Below are 15,744 nucleotides of genomic sequence, written 5' to 3'. Positions count from 1 at the left end.
GAGAGCGCATCGTCAGCAGCGGTACCGGGTCACATGTGCTCACAGCCGTGTAAGCGAACCGGCTAATCCTCTTAAGCGCTGATTTTTCGGACAGGTAGGTGAAACGTGCCCCCCAACCGCGAAAGAGACCCTTACGAGTCCCCGCTCGCCCAGTTCGCGTTCGAGCTGCAACGCCTTCGTCAGGCGGCGAAGCTCACCCAGCGGCAACTCGGAGCCCGCCTCAAGTACTCCGACTCCATGGTCAACATGGTCGAACAGGCCAAAAGGCCCCCGTCGGAGGACTTCGCAAAACTCTGCGACCAGGTCTTCGGCCTCGACGGCGTCATGACGAGGCTGTACTTGGGCATCGTCCGGAACAGGGCGCCGCAGTACCTCCTGTCCTGGCTGGACGAGGAAGCACGCGCCCACTGCCTACGGACGTGGCAGCCCATGGTCATCCCAGGTCTGCTGCAGACGGAGGCGTATGCGCGGGCTGTGCTGGCCAGCTGGCCGGGCATTACCGACGAGGAGCTTGAGGAAAAGCTCACGAATCGCCTACAAAGGCAGGCGATCCTCCACCGAGAGAATCCGCCAGTGTTCCATGTGATCCTCGACGAGGATGTCATCCGCCATCCTGTCGGGAGCCCCGAGATCATGCGGGAGCAACTGCGCTACCTGCTGGAGATCGCTCAGCTCCCCAATGTGACGATCCAGATCGTCCCTTACGAGGCCCGGCCGCATTGCGGGCTACAGGGCGGCTTCATCATCGCCGAACGGAACAACCACGTGTACGCCGCATACGTGGACGTTCAACCGGTAGGGCGCACACTGGACGATCCTCAGGTGCTGATGGAGTTGCTCCGGCGCTATGACGCGATCAGGGCAGAAGCCGTACCGTTCAAGCAGTCACTCCGGCTCATAGAGGAAGCGGTGAACCACATTGATACGTGATCTTCGGGGCGCGTCGTGGCGCAAGAGCAGCTTCAGCGCCGATGCAGGTGAGTGTGTGGAGGTTGCCTCGAACCTTCCCGGTGTCGTCGGTGTCCGCGACAGCAAGGATTTGGCGGGCTCGGCTTTGACCTGCGCACCGGGGGAGTGGGCGACGTTCCTTAGCGGCATCAAGGGTGGCCACTTCAACACCTGACCTTTCCTGCCTGGCACGGCACCGATCCCTCGCCAGGTCCTCGCCGTACGGCGGCGCCGGTTTCGCCGTACCTTCTTCCCGCCGTCGCGGCGCCGGTTGTGTAAGCCCCGTGATCGGCGGGGAGGGTGCCGTGCGGCGGGGCTGGATCGTCCCCCGCTGTCGCGGGCCGGTTGTGAAAGTCCCGTGATGGGCGGGGAGGGTGTTGTGCGGCGGGGCTGGACCGTCCCCTGCCGTCGCGGCGCCGGGTTTGAAAGCGCTGTGATGGGCGGGGACGGTGTTGTGGGGCGGGACTGGTTTCGCCGTGCATCCTTCCCGCCGTCGCGGTGCCGGTTTTGAGGGTCTGCGGGGGCGGAGAGGGGCGTCGTGCGGTGGTGCCGGGTTCTTTGTGCCGGGTTACCAGTTCCAGTAGGACTTGGCGTCGGCTTGCCAGGGCTTCGGGAAGTACTGGTGGATGGAGAACGCCATGCCGTGGCCGCGGGCGATGAGCTGGTCGCGGTCCAGCTTCCTGGTGATCGGCTTGCCGGGGGCGTCCTTGTCGTCCCACCAGGATTCCCACTGCTTGATGCAGGTCTGCGCGCCGAGATGAGGGTTGGAACAGGGCGCGGGCGGCGACCAGATCTGCGTGTGCCCGAACTGGACCACCTTCCCTGACGACTTCTCCGTGAGCGTGCCCCAGGCCTTCAGGCAGTACCCCTGCGCGGGAATGTCCCACTTCACGTAGTGCTGACGCCCGGAGGTGGCCAGGGTGCGCAGGTCGCCGCAGCTCGCGTTGCCGATCTGTTCCTTGGTCACCCTGAGGGTGTAGTACGTGCCGTTTCCTCGCCAGCCGTCGAGCATCACCCACTCGCCACTGTGGACGAACTTCTCCGCGTAGTCCGGGGGCCACTGCGCCGGGTCGCCCCAGCTGATCTCCGACACCGTGCTGGACAGCGGCTTCCACGCCCACTGCCCGGCGGCCTTCCCGTCGGCCCAGTACTGCCCGGCGCTGCGCTCGAACATCCGCGAGTACTGGCCGTAGTCACCGGTCGCCCGCCTCGCCGCGTCAGGAGTGGCGACCTCGGCAGGACTCTGGGCCGCGGCGGGCCCCGCCGCCCCCATCAGCACCGACACCGTCACCAGCGGCATGCACAGCACCGCATGTCGCCTCATCGGGCGCTCACCTCTTCATCGTCGTCGTGTGTCAGGGCCCCCATCCAAGCCGCTCCACCGCCGCTTTCGCTCCCGCCTCAACGTATTTTGGAAGATCACCAGCCGCATCGCCGCATTGATCGTTTACCTTTTCGAGGCCCGACACATACGTACGGCGAGCCCGCTCCCGCTCCGACCCGCAGAGAATGATCGCGCTCGTGTGACGACCCGTACCGCCGCTGTATGTGCCCGTGCCTGTGGCGGGCCGCTCAGCTCATGGACCGGTTCCCCCTGACGTGGGTCGTACGCGGCCGTGAATCGGGCCGTGTGATGTGCACGGTCAACTCTGCAACCCGAGCTGTGGGAGTTCAGTTTGTCCAATCTTTGTGGCAAGGCCTTCATCTCGAGCAGGCGGGCATGCCTGATCGCCGCGGGCGCCGCCGTCCTGGCGATCGGTGGTGCCGCCATGCCGGCGGCGGCAGCCGCGGACCCGGTCCCGGTCCCCTCCACTGAGCACCATCAGCTGGCCTGGCCCTCGGGCATCGCCTATCTGCCCGCGCGCGTCAACCTCCTGCCCACCGTGTCGGGCACGTGGGTCAACACCGGGTTGGAGGTGACTCTGCCCCAGGCCGGAACGTACGCGCTCGATCTGAACGTCCGGACACGGCTCACCGGGCTTCCGCCCGTCAACGTGTACATCGTCGGCCGTCTCTGGGACGTCACCTCCGGCGCCGCCCTGCCGAACAGCGAGCGCATCCTCAACCAGGTCTACGACAACACCCTTCTGGCGGCCGGGGCCGTCGGCGGCAACGTGACCGCTCCGATCAGCGAGCTCGTCACCGTGAGCGGTCCCACGACGATCCGCCTGGAGGTCCAGCGCAACGACAACACCGGCGTGGCGAACGCGGCCGACGTCTGGACCGACGCCAACGGCCGCACCTCGTTCCGCTTCGACAGAGTCTCCTGACCAACCGCCTGCCGGCACCCGCGGTGTCGGCAGGCACTCCCCACCGCCGGCTGATCTCTAGAACGGGTGACTGTATCGGTGTTCCCTCACCTGGTCATAGATCGCCCGGAGCCATGGCCGGCGGACCTCCGGCAGCCGTGCCAGCGTCATGAGGAACACGTCCACGTCGGGCCGGAACGCGTCGAACGGCAGCCGCGGCGGGGGGTCGTCGCGGTAGACCTCGTCGGGTAGCCCGCCCGAAACGGGCAGGTGCCGGCGATCGTCGTCGAAAGCCAGGTACAGCCATACGTCGGCGCCCAGCGGCACGGCCGTCCCCGCGGCGTACGGCCACGGTTCAATCTCGCAGGAGCCACGCGATGACGGCGGCGCGGTCAGCGGGGGGCCGGGGTCCAGGCCGTCACCAGGGCCAGCAGGCCGGGGAAGCGGGTGTCGAGGTCGGCGACGCGGACGTGGCTGCGGCGCTCCAGGCCGTACTGGCGCTGCCTGATGATGCCGGCCTCGCGCAACGCCTTGAAGTGGTGAGTGAGCGACGACTTCGGGCGGTCGAGGCCGAACCAGCCGCAGGGGTGGTCGAACTGCTCGCGCTCCAGCAGCAGCTTCTGCACGATGCGCATGCGCAGCGGGTCGCTCAGCGCGCCCATCACCGTCTCCAGACGCAGCTCCTCCAGCGCCGGTTCGGGCAGCGGCTGGGGGAGGCCGGGAGGCTCCGGTAGTTCCTTGACGGCGGCCACGGTCGGCACCGGCGGCTCCTTCCTTCGCGGTCCCCTTGTACGACTCCAATCGTACAGCATGTTATGTTCGACTCCGCTCGTACTTATTCGAGTCAAGTCGTACTGTCGTCGTGCTGGGAGGATGCCGTGTCAGATAGCCGGATCATGGCCGAGGAGGCGATCCGCGCCGCCGCGGGCGAGCGTCCCGGGGCCTCCCCGGCTCCGACCTGGTGGGTATGGCTGGCCGCCTGGCCGGTCACCGCCGTGTTCGTGCTGTCCAACGCGGCGACCCCGCTGTACGTGCTGTGGCAGCGCGACATCGGGTTCTCCAGGGGCACGCTCACCGTGATCTTCGCCTGCTACATCGCCGGGCTGCTCGGCTCCCTGCTCGTCTCCGGCGTGGTGTCCGACCGGCTCGGACGCAAGCGGGTGCTGCTGCCCGCGCTCGCCCTCGCCCTCGCCGCCTCCGGGATCTTCGCGACCGCGTCGAGTGTGGCCGCGCTGATCGTGGCCCGCCTGTTCACGGGCGTCGCCGTCGGCGCCGTCGTCTCGGCCGGCATGGCGGCGGTCACCGACGTGGCCGGGCCGGCCCGCAAACGGCTCGCCGCGCTGCTCGCCTCCTGCTCCATGGTCTTCGGGGCGGGACTCGGACCGCTGCTGGCCGGTGTGCTGTCCGAGCTCCTGCCCGGCCCGACCGTCACCGTCTTCGCCGTCGAGACCGTGCTGCTGGTCACCGCCGTCCTCGCGGTCCGGCGCATGCCCGTCCCGCGCCCGGCCACGCCCGGCACGGGGGCCTGGGTACGCCTGCCGCGCGTCCCCCATGGCAACGGCCGGCAGCTCATCCTCGGCGTCGCCGTGTTCGCCCCGGGCATCACCGCGACCTCGTTCGTGCTGTCCCTGGGGCCCTCGCTGCTGTCCGGCCTGCTGGGCACCACCAGCCGCGTCGTCGCGGGCGCCATGGCGTTCGTGATGTTCCTCGCCGCCACCGGGGTGCAGCTCGCCGTCCAGAGGCTGCGCCGGCGCACCATCCTCATCGCGGGCGCGGTGAGCACCACGATCAGCATGGCGGCCCTGGTCGCCGCCGTGAACGCCTCGTCCGTCCCGATGCTCGTCGCCGCCGCCCTGCTGGCCGGCGCCGGGCAGGGCATGGGGCAGCTCGGCGGGCTGTCCCTGCTCAACACAGGCGTCCCGCCGCAGCATCTGGCCGAGGCCAACGCCGCCCTCAACGTCGGCGGCTACCTGCCCGCCGGCGCCCTGCCCGTCGCGGCCGGCTACCTCAGCGACGCCATCGGCCTCACCGGCGGCGCCACCGTCTTCGGCGCCGTTCTGCTGGGCCTGGCGGTCATCGGCGGCCTCGTGGTCCTCGGCATGGGCCGGAACGGCCAGGAGCGCGGCGATGGTGGCTCTCGCCACGGGGGAGGCGAGTGCTAGACGGCGGTGAATCGCACAGGCAGTGCTTCGAGGCCACGGAGGAAGTCACCTCGTTTCCAGCGTAGACCGGTGGCCGGGCCGTCCAGGTGGAGGTCGGGTAGCCGGGTGAGCAGGGTGCCGATGGCGATCCGGGCTTCGAGGCGGCCGAGGGGAGCGCCGAGGCAGTGGTGGATACCGTGACCGAATGCCAGGTGGGAAGGGCCTGTGCGGTGGAGGGCGAGACGATCGGGTTCGGGGAAGACGACCGGGTCGCGGTTGGCTGCGGCGATCTTCAGGATGACGCGGCTGCCGGCGGGGATCACGATGCCGTCGGCCTTCACCTCTTCGAGCGCGGTGCGCGGTGTGGCGTGCTGTACCGGTCCGTCCAGGCGCAGGAACTCCTCGACGGCGGAGGGCAACAGCTCAGGCCGGTCCTTGAGGAGCCGGTACTGATCGGGGTTGGTGAGCAGCGCCAGCATGCCGTTGCCGATCAGGTTGACGGTGGTCTCGTGGCCGGCTCCGAGCAGCAGGAACACGGTGGCCACGAGTTCCTGCTCGCTCAGGGCGTCATCGCCGTCCCTGGCCTGGATGAGGCCGGTGAGCAGGTCGGAGCCGGCATCCTCGGCAGAGTTCCGCCTGGTGTCGATCAACGTCTGTATGTAGGCGTCGAGCGTCCGGAGGGCCCGGCCGACGATGGTGGCCGCGTCGGGGGCGTCCGCCGGTGTGAGAGCAGCGGTGAACCAGTCTCCGAACCTGTACCGGTCGCTCGGCGGAACCCCGAGAAGCTCACAGATGACAGTGGTGGCAAGAGGGAAGGCCACGTCCCCGATCAGGTCCGCTTTCCCTAGTGGGGAGATGTCGCCGATCAGCGCGTCGGTGATCTCCTGGATGCGTGGCCGGAGTGCTTCCACCCGCCGTGCCGTGAATGCTTTCTGCGTCAGTTTGCGGAGCCGGGTGTGATCGGGTGGGTCGGAGTTGAGCATGTGCCGGCCGCCGAAGCCCTGCTGTCCGTGGGCCGGCGCGCTGGAGAGTCTCGCGTCGGCCAGCAGAGCGCGTACGGCCTCGTATCCCTCGATCACGACGGTCTGGTCGCCGGTGCTCATGACGGTGCGTCTCCTGAGGCTGTGGGGTGGTGGTTCACCGTCCGGGGCAGCAAGACCATCAGCGCCACCAGGACGGCGGCGGCCGGGGCGCCCCAGAAGAGGACGTCGGAAATGGCCGCGGACGTCGCCCGCGGGCCCGCGGCGTGACCCTGCAGTCGCCGGGTGAGGAGGTTGCCGAAGACCGCCACGCCGAGCGAGAGGCCCAGCCCGCGGACGGACACCGCGGCGGAGGTGGTCGCGGCCAGATCCGCGGGGGAGGCCGCGTTCTGTGCGACGACCACCAGGTTCTGCATCAGCAGCCCGAAGCCCGCACCCAGCAGGCCGATCTCCGCGGCCAGCAGAACGTAGGGAGTGCCGGGAGTGAGCCGGCTCAGCAGCGCGAACCCCAGCACCGCGATCACCGAGCCCGCGATCAGATAAGGCTTGAACCGGCCACTGGCGCCGATTCGGGCGCCGGAGAGGAAGGAGACCACCATGAACGTCAGAACGTACGGATTGAGCGCCAGGCCCGCCTGGGTGGCGCCCATGCCGTACGCGTCCTGCAGATAGGTGGGCAGGTAGACGACCGATCCACCGAGCAGCGCACCCAGCAGCGCGGTGGCGGGGAGCGCGACGCGCAGGGCGGGCTCGGCGAACAGCCGCAGCGGGAGCAGTGGGTCGACCGCGCGTCGTTCCCGCCAGAGGAACAGGGCGAGCAGGAGGGCGAACGCCCCGGCCAGCGCGACGATCACGCCGGAGGTCCAGGCGTAGGTCCGGCCGCCCCACTCGCCCACCAGCAGCAGGGCCACGATCGCGCCGGTCACCAGCGCGGCTCCCGGTAGGTCGACCTTGCCGTCCCCGCCGGACCCGGGCGACCGCAGTGCGAACGCGATGAGCGCCATACTGAGCAGGCCGAGAGGCAGGTTGATGTAGAAGATCCAGCGCCAGCCCCAGGCGTCGGTGATGGCGCCGCCGGCGAGCGGGCCGCCGACGCTGGCGATCGCGAAGACGCCGCCGGTGAAACCTTGGATCCTGCTGCGCAGACGCAGTGGGTACAGTTCCGAGAGCGTGATCGTGGGCAGCACGAACAGCGCGCCGGCGCCGATGCCCTGCACGGTCCTGGCGGCGATCAGCTGGGGCATCGTCTGGGCCAGGCCGCACAGCGCCGAGCCCGCGACGAAGACGGCGACCGCGGTGATGAAGACGGTTCGCCGGCCGAACCGGTCGCTGAGGCGGCCGTACAGCGCGCCGGTCGCGGTGGAGGCCAGCACGTAGGAAGTGACGATCCAGCCGATCGCGTTCATGCCGCCCAGGTCGGTGGCGATGTCGGGCAGGGCGATGGCCACCACCGTCTGGTCCAGGACCGACAGCAGCATGCCGATCAGGAGGCCGGCCGTGGCGAGCGGCACATTGCCACCCGCCCTAGGCCGGGCCTGGGTGAGGTTCGCGGACGCCATGCTCACCCCTTCGCCCGGGCGAGCGGGTCGGGCAGGTCGAAGTCGGCGCACAGCAGGTCCTGGTCGATGGCCCCTCCGGTCACGGTGCCGCTCGCGGCGGCGGCGATCACGGCGGCCATCGGCATCGGGACGGTGGCACGCCGCGCCATGTCCCCGGCCGCGTACACCCCGGGCACGCTGGTCCGGCCGAACTCGTCCACCTCCACACACCCGTCGGCGAATGACGCGCAGCCGAGACGGGCGGCAAGGTCGGAGCGCTGACGCGGCACGTTGACGACGAACACCGCGTCCCTGAGCATCGGCGGGCCGCTTTCGAAGACGACCTGCTCGAGCCGTCCGTCCGTCCCCTCCAGGCGGGCGATGGTCTCACAGCGCACGCCGACGCCGTTGCGCTCCAGCTTCGCGCGCGACGGCGGGCCGAGCGGCTCGCCGTCGGTGCAGAGCACGACGTCGGCGGCGAAGCGGCTCAGCTGCAGCGCCAGCCGTATGCGGGCCGGCTCCGCGCCGATCACCGCGACCCGCTCGCCGGTGCACTCGTACCCGTGGCAGTAGGGGCAGTGGAACGCGGACCGGCCCCACAGCGCCTCCACCCCGCGAGGGCCGGGAAGCTGGTCGGCCAGTCCCGTGGCCAGCAGGAGCCGCCGTGCCTGTGCCGTGCCGCCGCCGGAAGGCTCCACCAGGAAGCCACCGCCGTCCAGGACGCGCACGTCGCCGACCGCCTCGTTCCGTACCGTGACGGACGGATAGGCGGCCAGTTCCTCGTGGCCGAGCTTGCGCAACTCGGCGGGCGGCGTGCCGTCCCGGGTCAGGAAGTTGTGAACGTTCTCGGCCGGGGCGTTGCGGCCCTCCCCGGAGTCGAGCAGGAGCACCGTGCGATGGACCCGTCCCAGGGTCAGGGCCGCGGCCGTGCCGGCCGGGCCGGCGCCGACGATGACGACGTCGAACATCTTGCCTCCATGAGCGTTGATCGCTTGACGCGGAGACAACTCTGCAAGTTAATGTGAACATGAAGTCAAGTGAGTACCTGCGGATCGGAGAGCTGGCCGAGAGGTTCGGCCTCGCGCCGCACGTGCTACGCCACTGGGAGGCGATGGGGCTGCTCACGCCGGCCGCTCGGGTGAGCGGACGCCGCCGCTACACCGATGACCACGTCGTCCGGGTGCTGACGATCATCCGCGCCAAGGCCGCGGGGATGAGCCTGGAGCAGATCCGGGAGATGCTCGGCGTCTCCGGCCGGGCCGAACGCGAGGCGCTCCTCCAGCGCCACCACGCGGAACTGGAGCACCGGCTCCGGGAGATCTCGGCGTCCAAGGCGCTGATCGAGCACCTCATGCGATGCACGGCCGACGACTTCACCCACTGCCCCGACTACCGCCGCATCGTGAAGGACGCGCCCGACCTGCAGGACCACTCCGGCGGCTGCTGCGTGAGCGGTTCGGCGGGCTGCCGCTGCTGAACCCCGGCCTCCCGCCCCGTGTCCGGCCGAGCCGGACGGTTCGGTGTCCTTCGGTCACCTCGCAGGCAGTGCCGCGCGGGGAGTGAGCCGGGGCGTGGGCGGGGGAGGGCGGGCCGGCGGTCAGGCGGGCAGGGAGTCCAGCTGGGCCAGGAGGCGGGCCTTGCCCGTCCGGTCCAGCCAGGTGGTGAAGTCCATGAGGCCGGGGTGGGCCTGCCGCAGGGGGACGACGTCGGTGTCGAAGTACCGTTCGTCCGCCCAGGTGAACACCTTGGCGGCCTCGGGCGCGTGCTCCCACAGGGCGTCGAGCGGAACCTGGGTGTGCGGTATCGGGCGGCCGGCCGCCGCGCTCAGCTTCGCGGCGATCTGCGGGGCGGTCAGCCTGTCTCCGGTGATCTCGATCGCCTTGCCCAGGTATTCGTCCGGCTTCGCGAAGGCCAGCGCGGCGAACGCCCCGGTGTCGTCGATGGCGATGAGCTGCATGACCAGGTCGTCGTGCCAGGGGACGTTGAGCGAGCCGTTCTGGAAGAAGCGCGCGGGGCTGGTGAAGTCCTCCATGAACCCGGCGGGGCGCAGGATCGTCACGGGGAGGTCCAGGTCGCGGATGTGCTCCTCGATCCGCCACTTCTCGATCGGTCCCCAGCCCCGCTCCAGGTAGAAGGCGTTCTGGCTCTCGGCGCCGCCGACCGACGAGTACACCAGGTGCCGGACGCCGGCGGCCTTGGCGGCGTCGGCGACGTTCATGCCCTGGGCGAGCTCGTTCGGGTTGGCGGACTGGACGCTGTAGACGCCGTGGGCGCCGCGTGCCGCCGCCTCGACGGAGGCGCGGTCGTCCAGGTCGCCGCGGACGAGCTCGGCGCCGGCGGCGGCGAGCGCGACGGCCGCTGGCGCGGCGTCGTCCCGGACCAGGGCGCGGACGTGCCAGCCGGCGGCGAGCAGGTGGCGGGCGGTGGCGCCGCCCTGGTTCCCGGTGGCGCCGGTGACCAGGACGGTCCTGTCGCGGGTCTCGATGGTGGTGTTCATGGAGTGCTCCTTGTGATGCGGTCGTTGTGCTGGGCATGAACATATGACGATTTTTGAGATTTGGTCAACTAGCAGTTGTGGATTGACTCTATTCGCCAGTTGGTCATAAGGTCCGTGTGTGAGTGTCTCGTCCGAACGACTCCGTGATCCCCGGCAGCGGGCCGAACGGGCCGCGACGATCCTCGACGTGGCGGCCGACCTGCTGCTGCGCCATGGCTACCGGCGGGTGACCATCGACGACGTGGCCGCCGGGGCCGGCATCGGCAAGGGCACCGTCTACCTGCACTGGAAGACCCGCGAGCAACTGTTCGGCGCGGTGTTCGCGCGCGAGGTGCTCGACGCGGTGGACGAGCTGCGCCAGGCCCTGCGCGACGATCCGCGGGTGAGCCTGCTGCACCGCTTCGCGCGGACCTACTTCCTGGCGATCGCCAAGCGGCCGCTGCTGCGCGGGTTCCTGCTGGGTGACCCCGATCTGCTCGGCAAGCTGACCGGCTCACCCGGCACCGGCCGCGACGACCGGCACGCGGCGACGCTGAACGAGTACTTCCGGTTGCTCGCCCGGCACGGTCTGCTGCGCGACGACCTGAGCGCCGACGAGGTCGGCTACGCCTACCAGGCGACCTTCGAGGGCTTCCTGCGGGCCGAGAGCGCCGTGCCGGTGGACGACCCCGAGCGGCGGGCCGAGCTTCTCGCGCGCACCGTCCGGCGCGCGTTCGAGAGCGATTCCCCCGCCTCCGACGCCACCGTCGGCGAGCTGGCCGACGTCTTCGTCACGCTTCTGGGGGAGCTGGTCGACGCCGACCGCGCCGACTTCGGCATTCCACCGGCGTGACGATGGCGGGAGCGGCCTCCCGCCATGGGCGTGCGCCCTCGTCTAACGGGCCGGGGTGTACTCCGGCAGCGGGCGGGCGTTCCTGGCCTGCACCCGGCGCTCCACCGCGCCGATCGCCTTCATCAGCGGCAGGCGGGCGACGGTGTCGCGGAGGCACCGGCCGCCTTCGGTCCTGGGCACCATGAGGCGGACGTTGGCGCCGATCTGCTGCTTCTTGTCGACCAGCGGACGGTGGACGGCGTCGTAGCGGGCGAAGGCGACGCGGTGGTCGCCGCCCGCGGCGGCGAGCTCGCCGGCGAGGCGATAGGCCCCGACCAGGGCCAGTTCCGCGCCGGCGCCGGAGGCGGGGGAGGCGCACCAGGCGGCGTCGCCGACGAGCGCGACGCGGCCGTTGGACCAGGAGCCCATCCGCACTTGCGCCAGGGCGTCGAAGTAGAAGTCGGGGTCGGCGAGGGCCGCGTCGAGCAGTTCCCGGGTCCGCCAGGACGAGTCGTCCCCGAACACCTCGCTGACCAGGCGCTTGTGGGCGCCGACGTCCCGGTGGTCGTACTCCAGCTGTGCGGAGCGGAAGATGAAGTACGCCTTGGCCTGGGCGTGGTTGCCGGAGCGGTAGAGCCCGGTCATCTTGCCCGGCGTGTTGAACATCGTCACCCAGCGGTCCTCGCCGAGCGAGGCGTCGGTGTCGGCGAAGGCGAAGTAGTGGTCCTTGAACTGGACGAACCGCTCCTCGGGGCCGAAGGCGAGACGGCGGACGTTGGAGTGCATGCCGTCGGCCCCGACGACCAGGTCGAAGCGGCGGGCGGGCGCGTGCTCGAAGGTGACCGTCACGCCGTCGTCGTCCTGCTCCATACCGGTGATGGAGTCGCCGAAAAGGATCTCCACGTCGGTCACCTCGTGCAGCAGGGCCGCCAGGTCGCCGCGCATGATCTCGACGGAGGCCGGGTCCTGGGTGTCGATCCGGGCGACGGCCCGGTCGGCGGCGTCGACGAACTTCATGCCCTGGACGTCGGTGGCGAGCTCGCGGACGCGCGGCATGATCCCCATCCGCTCGACCACCTCGACTGCGTTGTCGCGCACGTCCACCCCGTTGCCGCCCGAGCGCGGCGCGGGCGCGCGCTCGACCACGGTGGGCGTGAAGCCGTGCCGGGCCAGCCAGTGGGCCAGGGTCAGGCCGGCGATGCTGGCGCCGGAGATCAGGATCCGCTCGTTCATGGGGAGCCCCTTCGCGCTACGATAAGCGAAATGTGCGTTCCAGTTGATTATTTGGAAGGGGCATTCCATTTGTCAACCTCCGATGGGCCCAAGCGCCGGGCGGACGCCGTGCGCAACCGCCGGCTCGCCCTGGACGCGGCCACCGCCCTGCTGGCCGAGCCGGGCGCCTCCCTGACCGTCGAGGCCATCGCCAAGAAGGCGGGCCTGGGGGCGGGGACCGTTGTGCGGGCCTTCGGCGGCAAGGACGCGCTCCTGGACGCCGCGGTGTCCCGCCTGCTGGAACCAGTGGTGCGGCGCGCCCGCGACCTGCTCGCCGAGACCACGCCCACGCGGGCCCTGCGGGTCTTCCTCCGTGAGCTGATCGCCTTCCAGACCGCGCACCACGCCATCAACGACCAGCTGGGCGGCCTGGACCTGCCGGCCACCACGGCCCTGCGCGCCGACCTCGTCCGGGCCGTCGAGGAGATGATCGACGGAGCGCGCCGCGACGGCACGGTCCGCACCGACATCGACCCCGCCGTCACCACGACCCTGATCGGCCAGACCGCCCTGGCGGTCGCCCGCGCCCGGCCCTCGTCCGAGGAGCTCGCCGACGCCTACCTCACCGTCCTGCTGGACGGCCTCCGCCCCCGCCCCTGACGGGCCGGCCGTTCACAGTCCCGGCCCTCGTGGGGGAGCAGGCCTGTGCGACGACAGGGCCGCGCCGAGGACCGGGACGCCTGCGCGTGGTCGTGGAGCCGCCGAGCGCCGAGACATCCGATCTGCCTAAGCCGTCAAGCTCGCCTTGGATCAGGTTCCGGCCACGGATCCAATGGCGGTTCAGTGCTCCTGGTGTGAAGCGTAAGGCCGCCACCGCTCGCGGGCCGGAACCCCAGTCCATGGAACTCGGGATCGTCGACCGCGGTGACGACGCGTAGGGCGCCGGCCTCGGCTACCTCGCAGACCGCAAGACGCACCAGCGCGTCGCGCACCTGTGATGGGACGCCGGGCTGGATGTGCACCACCTCGAGACGGGCGATGGTGTGCCGCTCGTCCTCCCAAGACGCGGCTGCCTGACCGACAAAGGGTTCCCCGCGGGCGTTGTCGACGTAGGCCTGAAGCCAGCAGGCGAGCCGGGCCTCGACGATCAGTCGTCTGGGAGTGGTGACATCCATCCCTGCCCGGGCCAGCCAGATGCCGACCTTGGACGCAGGCGGAGAAACCGATGCCGACGGCGATCCCAGAATGGAATAGGCCCTCTCGAGGTCGTCCGGCGAGGCGGAGAGCCCCACGTCAAGTGGAACCGAACTGATGAAGAACCCGGTGGGGCATACGTCTGGGGCATCGTGAGTGTCCAACAGGACGTACCCATCTCGGATTACCCGGCGGCTTCGGCGAACCAGCCCGGTATCGAGTTCCTCCGCAAGGCGGGATGCGAAGTCTGTGGCCCATTCATCCGCCGAGGTCACCGGCAGGCCAGTGTACGAACCGCCGGTCCACGGACTCCTCGACGCCATCGGAAACCCGACCTTGATGGCGTATGTGTTCGGATCTCGCCGCCAGTGGAAAATCACTAGCATGCCGTCGGGCGCTGCCATGACATCGACGGCGGAGTACTCCTTCGTCACACCGCCCGGGCGTAGCAAGCGTGTCCTGACCGCTTCGAGGACCTCCTGTCGGGACCACTCAATTGTCATATGTCAAGACTCCCACGCCCTTCCTCCAGCTGGATCGGGAGGCCTTCAGCGCGCGGGCGTCGGCGAAGCGGGTACGGTCGTCGCCGAGTTCGGCGAGCACGCGGGCGCCCGTCAGGTCGGCAAGGCCCGGGAAGCTGGTGATGATGGCGGCGTCGGGGTGCTGGTGGAAGGCCTCGCTGGTGGCCTCGGCGAGCTCGTCGGCGGCGCGGCAGGCCGCGTCCAGCTGCAACAGTAGGGCCTGGGCCTGGCGGCCGAGCGCTTCCTCGACCAGTGGGAGCCGGCGAAGGTGTTCTTCGTGGAACAGCGCCTGGAGCCGGTCGACCCAAGTCTTAAGGTTGCGCTGTCGGCCCGAGGCACGCAGCAGGGCGTGCAGCCGGCGGGTGGTGAGCTTGACGGCCGCGCCGGGCGTCGGCGCGGCTTGAAGGACGGTGCGGGCCTCGCGGGAGGTCAGGCCGATGTTCTTGACGTGGAAGGCCTTCAACGCCGCAGGGAAGTACTCGCGCAGCAGCGACCGGAGCTGGTTGGCCGGCTGCTGGCGGCTCCAGACCGCGTCCTGCTGGGCTCGGGCCAGCACGGCGATCGCCTGCACCAGCTCGGAGTCGTCCGGTAGGGGCCGGTGGTGGTCGGCGTCGACGCGCAGGATGTTCGCCAGAGTCATGGCGTCGGCGTGGTCGGACTTCGCGCGGGCGACGGTGTGGCGTTCGCGGTAACGGGCCACGGCCAGCGGTCTTCGACATGCGCCCCCGCCGTCAGCCCGCGTAGCGCTCCTCGATCGGGGACCTCGCCGACCGGCCCCCGCCCCCGTCACGCTCTCGCCGCACCGGCCAGGAACGGGCGCAGCAGCGTGAGCAGGGCGCGCGGCCGGTGCAGCGGGATGATGTGGCCGCAGTCTTCGATGAGGTGTCCGGTCAGATCGTCGGTGACCGGGCGGAGCTGGCGTTCCAGCGCGGCACCGACAGGCCGGGCGCCCAGGGCCATCGTCGGTACCGTCAGGCGGGCAGTGGTGACCGCCCGCTCGATCTGCACCGCGCTCTCGGGAAGGGCCCGGTAGTACGAGAACGCGCGGCTCAACGCCTGCCGGCCGGTGTACGCGCGGACGAAGGCGTCCCGGATGGCGGGGCGCACCCCCTCGCCGAGCGTGCCGGTGCGCAGAAACCAGTCGACGTAATCGGCCTCGTGGCCTTCGAGCACGGTCTCGGCCAGGCCGGGCGCGGCGGAATGGAAGCCGAACCACCACGGCGGCCCGTCGGCGAGGAAGTCCTCGGCGCCGGGCAGCCTGCCCAGCAGTGCCTCCATGACGACCAGGCGCCGGACGAGGCCGGGGTGGCGCGGGGCGAGGAGGAAGGCCGGCGCGGTGCCCGCGTCGATGCCCACCACCGCGGCCGAGGACACGCCGAGCGTGGTGAGAAGCGCCGCGGCGTCCTCGGCCAGGGTGCCCGCGTCGTATCCGGAGACGGCCCGGCTGCTCGCGCCGAACCCGCGCAGGTCCGGCGCTATGACGCGGTAGCGGCCGGACAGATCGGCCATGACATCCGTCCACAGCTCCCAGGTGTGCGGGAAGCCGTGCAGCAGCAGGACGGCCGGGCCGGATCCGGCGAGGGCGACGTTCAGTTCGACACCGTTGACGGGGACGCGTCGCAGTTCGGGCATGCCGGGACTCCATTGGTGGTG

17 protein-coding genes and 1 pseudogene are annotated in these 15,744 nt (G+C 70.4%); 7 read left to right on the top strand and 11 right to left on the bottom strand.

Annotated features, from left to right (window positions below; genetic code table 11):
* Positions 1 to 105: 105 nt before the first annotated feature.
* A complete protein-coding gene (locus KIK05_RS24300) occupies positions 106 to 930 on the top strand; it encodes a helix-turn-helix domain-containing protein (RefSeq protein ID WP_214413113.1) in 825 nt (274 codons plus the stop codon).
* Entirely contained in the window at positions 920 to 1,123 is a 204-nt protein-coding gene (locus KIK05_RS24295; RefSeq protein WP_214413112.1) for a DUF397 domain-containing protein, read from the top strand. Before KIK05_RS24300 ends, KIK05_RS24295 begins: the two co-directional genes overlap by 11 nt.
* A 393-nt stretch (positions 1,124 to 1,516) precedes the next feature.
* Here the strand turns inward: KIK05_RS24295 and KIK05_RS24290 are convergent, their stop codons facing one another.
* Entirely contained in the window at positions 1,517 to 2,272 is a 756-nt protein-coding gene (locus tag KIK05_RS24290; RefSeq protein WP_214413111.1) for a hypothetical protein, read from the bottom strand.
* A 352-nt stretch (positions 2,273 to 2,624) separates the two neighbouring features.
* On the opposite strand from KIK05_RS24290, the gene KIK05_RS24285 reads away from it, so the two are divergent.
* Positions 2,625 to 3,218 carry a hypothetical protein gene (locus KIK05_RS24285; protein ID WP_214413110.1) on the top strand — a complete coding sequence of 198 codons (594 nt, stop codon included), beginning with the start codon at positions 2,625 to 2,627 and terminating at the stop codon, positions 3,216 to 3,218.
* Between the two features lie 57 nt (positions 3,219 to 3,275).
* On the opposite strand, the gene KIK05_RS24280 is transcribed toward KIK05_RS24285, so the two are convergent.
* Together KIK05_RS24280 and KIK05_RS24275 are read right to left on the bottom strand one after the other, a co-directional pair.
* On the bottom strand, positions 3,276 to 3,524 hold the full coding sequence (locus KIK05_RS24280) for a hypothetical protein (RefSeq protein WP_214413109.1): 249 nt from the start codon (positions 3,522 to 3,524) through the stop codon (positions 3,276 to 3,278).
* A 65-nt stretch (positions 3,525 to 3,589) separates the two neighbouring features.
* Complete coding sequence (locus KIK05_RS24275) at positions 3,590 to 3,958, bottom strand: ArsR/SmtB family transcription factor (protein WP_308250087.1); 369 nt, start codon at positions 3,956 to 3,958, stop codon at positions 3,590 to 3,592.
* Between the two features lie 117 nt (positions 3,959 to 4,075).
* Here KIK05_RS24275 and KIK05_RS24270 point away from each other — a divergent pair, with 117 nt between their 5' ends.
* Positions 4,076 to 5,359, top strand: a complete 1,284-nt coding sequence (locus KIK05_RS24270) for an MFS transporter (protein WP_308250086.1) — start codon at positions 4,076 to 4,078, stop codon at positions 5,357 to 5,359.
* Here KIK05_RS24270 and KIK05_RS24265 read toward each other — a convergent pair.
* The 3 genes from KIK05_RS24265 to KIK05_RS24255 are packed head-to-tail and all read right to left on the bottom strand — an operon-like array spanning position 5,356 to position 8,824.
* Positions 5,356 to 6,441: a cytochrome P450 family protein gene (locus KIK05_RS24265; RefSeq protein ID WP_214413107.1), complete on the bottom strand. Its 1,086-nt coding sequence runs from the start codon at positions 6,439 to 6,441 to the stop codon at positions 5,356 to 5,358. The genes KIK05_RS24270 and KIK05_RS24265 overlap by 4 nt on opposite strands.
* Positions 6,438 to 7,877: an MDR family MFS transporter gene (locus KIK05_RS24260; protein WP_214413106.1), complete on the bottom strand. Its 1,440-nt coding sequence runs from the start codon at positions 7,875 to 7,877 to the stop codon at positions 6,438 to 6,440. The genes KIK05_RS24265 and KIK05_RS24260 overlap by 4 nt, the downstream gene beginning before the upstream one ends.
* Before the next feature lie 2 nt (positions 7,878 to 7,879).
* Positions 7,880 to 8,824, bottom strand: a complete 945-nt coding sequence (locus tag KIK05_RS24255; RefSeq protein ID WP_214413105.1) for an NAD(P)/FAD-dependent oxidoreductase — start codon at positions 8,822 to 8,824, stop codon at positions 7,880 to 7,882.
* A 59-nt stretch (positions 8,825 to 8,883) separates the two neighbouring features.
* Here KIK05_RS24255 and KIK05_RS24250 point away from each other — a divergent pair, with 59 nt between their 5' ends.
* Complete coding sequence (locus KIK05_RS24250) at positions 8,884 to 9,333, top strand: helix-turn-helix domain-containing protein (RefSeq protein WP_250563330.1); 450 nt, start codon at positions 8,884 to 8,886, stop codon at positions 9,331 to 9,333.
* Between the two features lie 120 nt (positions 9,334 to 9,453).
* Here KIK05_RS24250 and KIK05_RS24245 read toward each other — a convergent pair whose 3' ends face one another.
* Complete coding sequence (locus tag KIK05_RS24245; RefSeq protein ID WP_214413104.1) at positions 9,454 to 10,353, bottom strand: NmrA/HSCARG family protein; 900 nt, start codon at positions 10,351 to 10,353, stop codon at positions 9,454 to 9,456.
* A gap of 118 nt (positions 10,354 to 10,471) precedes the next feature.
* Here KIK05_RS24245 and KIK05_RS24240 point away from each other — a divergent pair, with 118 nt between their 5' ends.
* The gene (locus KIK05_RS24240; RefSeq protein WP_214413103.1) at positions 10,472 to 11,185 is read left to right on the top strand and encodes a TetR/AcrR family transcriptional regulator; all 714 of its coding nucleotides are present in this window, start codon (positions 10,472 to 10,474) and stop codon (positions 11,183 to 11,185) included.
* A gap of 42 nt (positions 11,186 to 11,227) precedes the next feature.
* Here the strand turns inward: KIK05_RS24240 and KIK05_RS24235 are convergent, their stop codons facing one another.
* On the bottom strand, positions 11,228 to 12,397 hold the full coding sequence (locus tag KIK05_RS24235; RefSeq protein ID WP_214413102.1) for an FAD-dependent monooxygenase: 1,170 nt from the start codon (positions 12,395 to 12,397) through the stop codon (positions 11,228 to 11,230).
* Positions 12,398 to 12,466: 69 nt separating this feature from the next.
* On the opposite strand from KIK05_RS24235, the gene KIK05_RS24230 reads away from it, so the two are divergent.
* Complete coding sequence (locus tag KIK05_RS24230) at positions 12,467 to 13,036, top strand: TetR/AcrR family transcriptional regulator (RefSeq protein ID WP_214413101.1); 570 nt, start codon at positions 12,467 to 12,469, stop codon at positions 13,034 to 13,036.
* A gap of 134 nt (positions 13,037 to 13,170) precedes the next feature.
* On the opposite strand, the gene KIK05_RS24225 is transcribed toward KIK05_RS24230, so the two are convergent.
* The 3 genes and pseudogenes from KIK05_RS24225 to KIK05_RS24215 all read right to left on the bottom strand — a co-directional run bounded on the left by KIK05_RS24225 (position 13,171) and on the right by KIK05_RS24215 (position 15,723).
* Positions 13,171 to 14,004 carry a hypothetical protein gene (locus KIK05_RS24225; protein WP_214413100.1) on the bottom strand — a complete coding sequence of 278 codons (834 nt, stop codon included), beginning with the start codon at positions 14,002 to 14,004 and terminating at the stop codon, positions 13,171 to 13,173.
* Positions 14,005 to 14,101: 97 nt separating this feature from the next.
* A pseudogene (locus KIK05_RS24220) lies at positions 14,102 to 14,800 on the bottom strand (IS110 family transposase); the annotation flags it as partial.
* 77 nt (positions 14,801 to 14,877) lie between these two features.
* Positions 14,878 to 15,723, bottom strand: a complete 846-nt coding sequence (locus KIK05_RS24215) for an alpha/beta fold hydrolase (RefSeq protein ID WP_214413099.1) — start codon at positions 15,721 to 15,723, stop codon at positions 14,878 to 14,880.
* Positions 15,724 to 15,744: the final 21 nt, after the last annotated feature.

Source organism: Sphaerisporangium fuscum (genome assembly GCF_018531465.1).
Classification (GTDB): Bacteria; Actinomycetota; Actinomycetes; order Streptosporangiales; family Streptosporangiaceae; genus Sphaerisporangium; species Sphaerisporangium fuscum.
The sequence above is the reverse complement of the archived record's forward strand: the minus strand, read 5'-3'. Positions and strand labels throughout refer to the sequence as shown.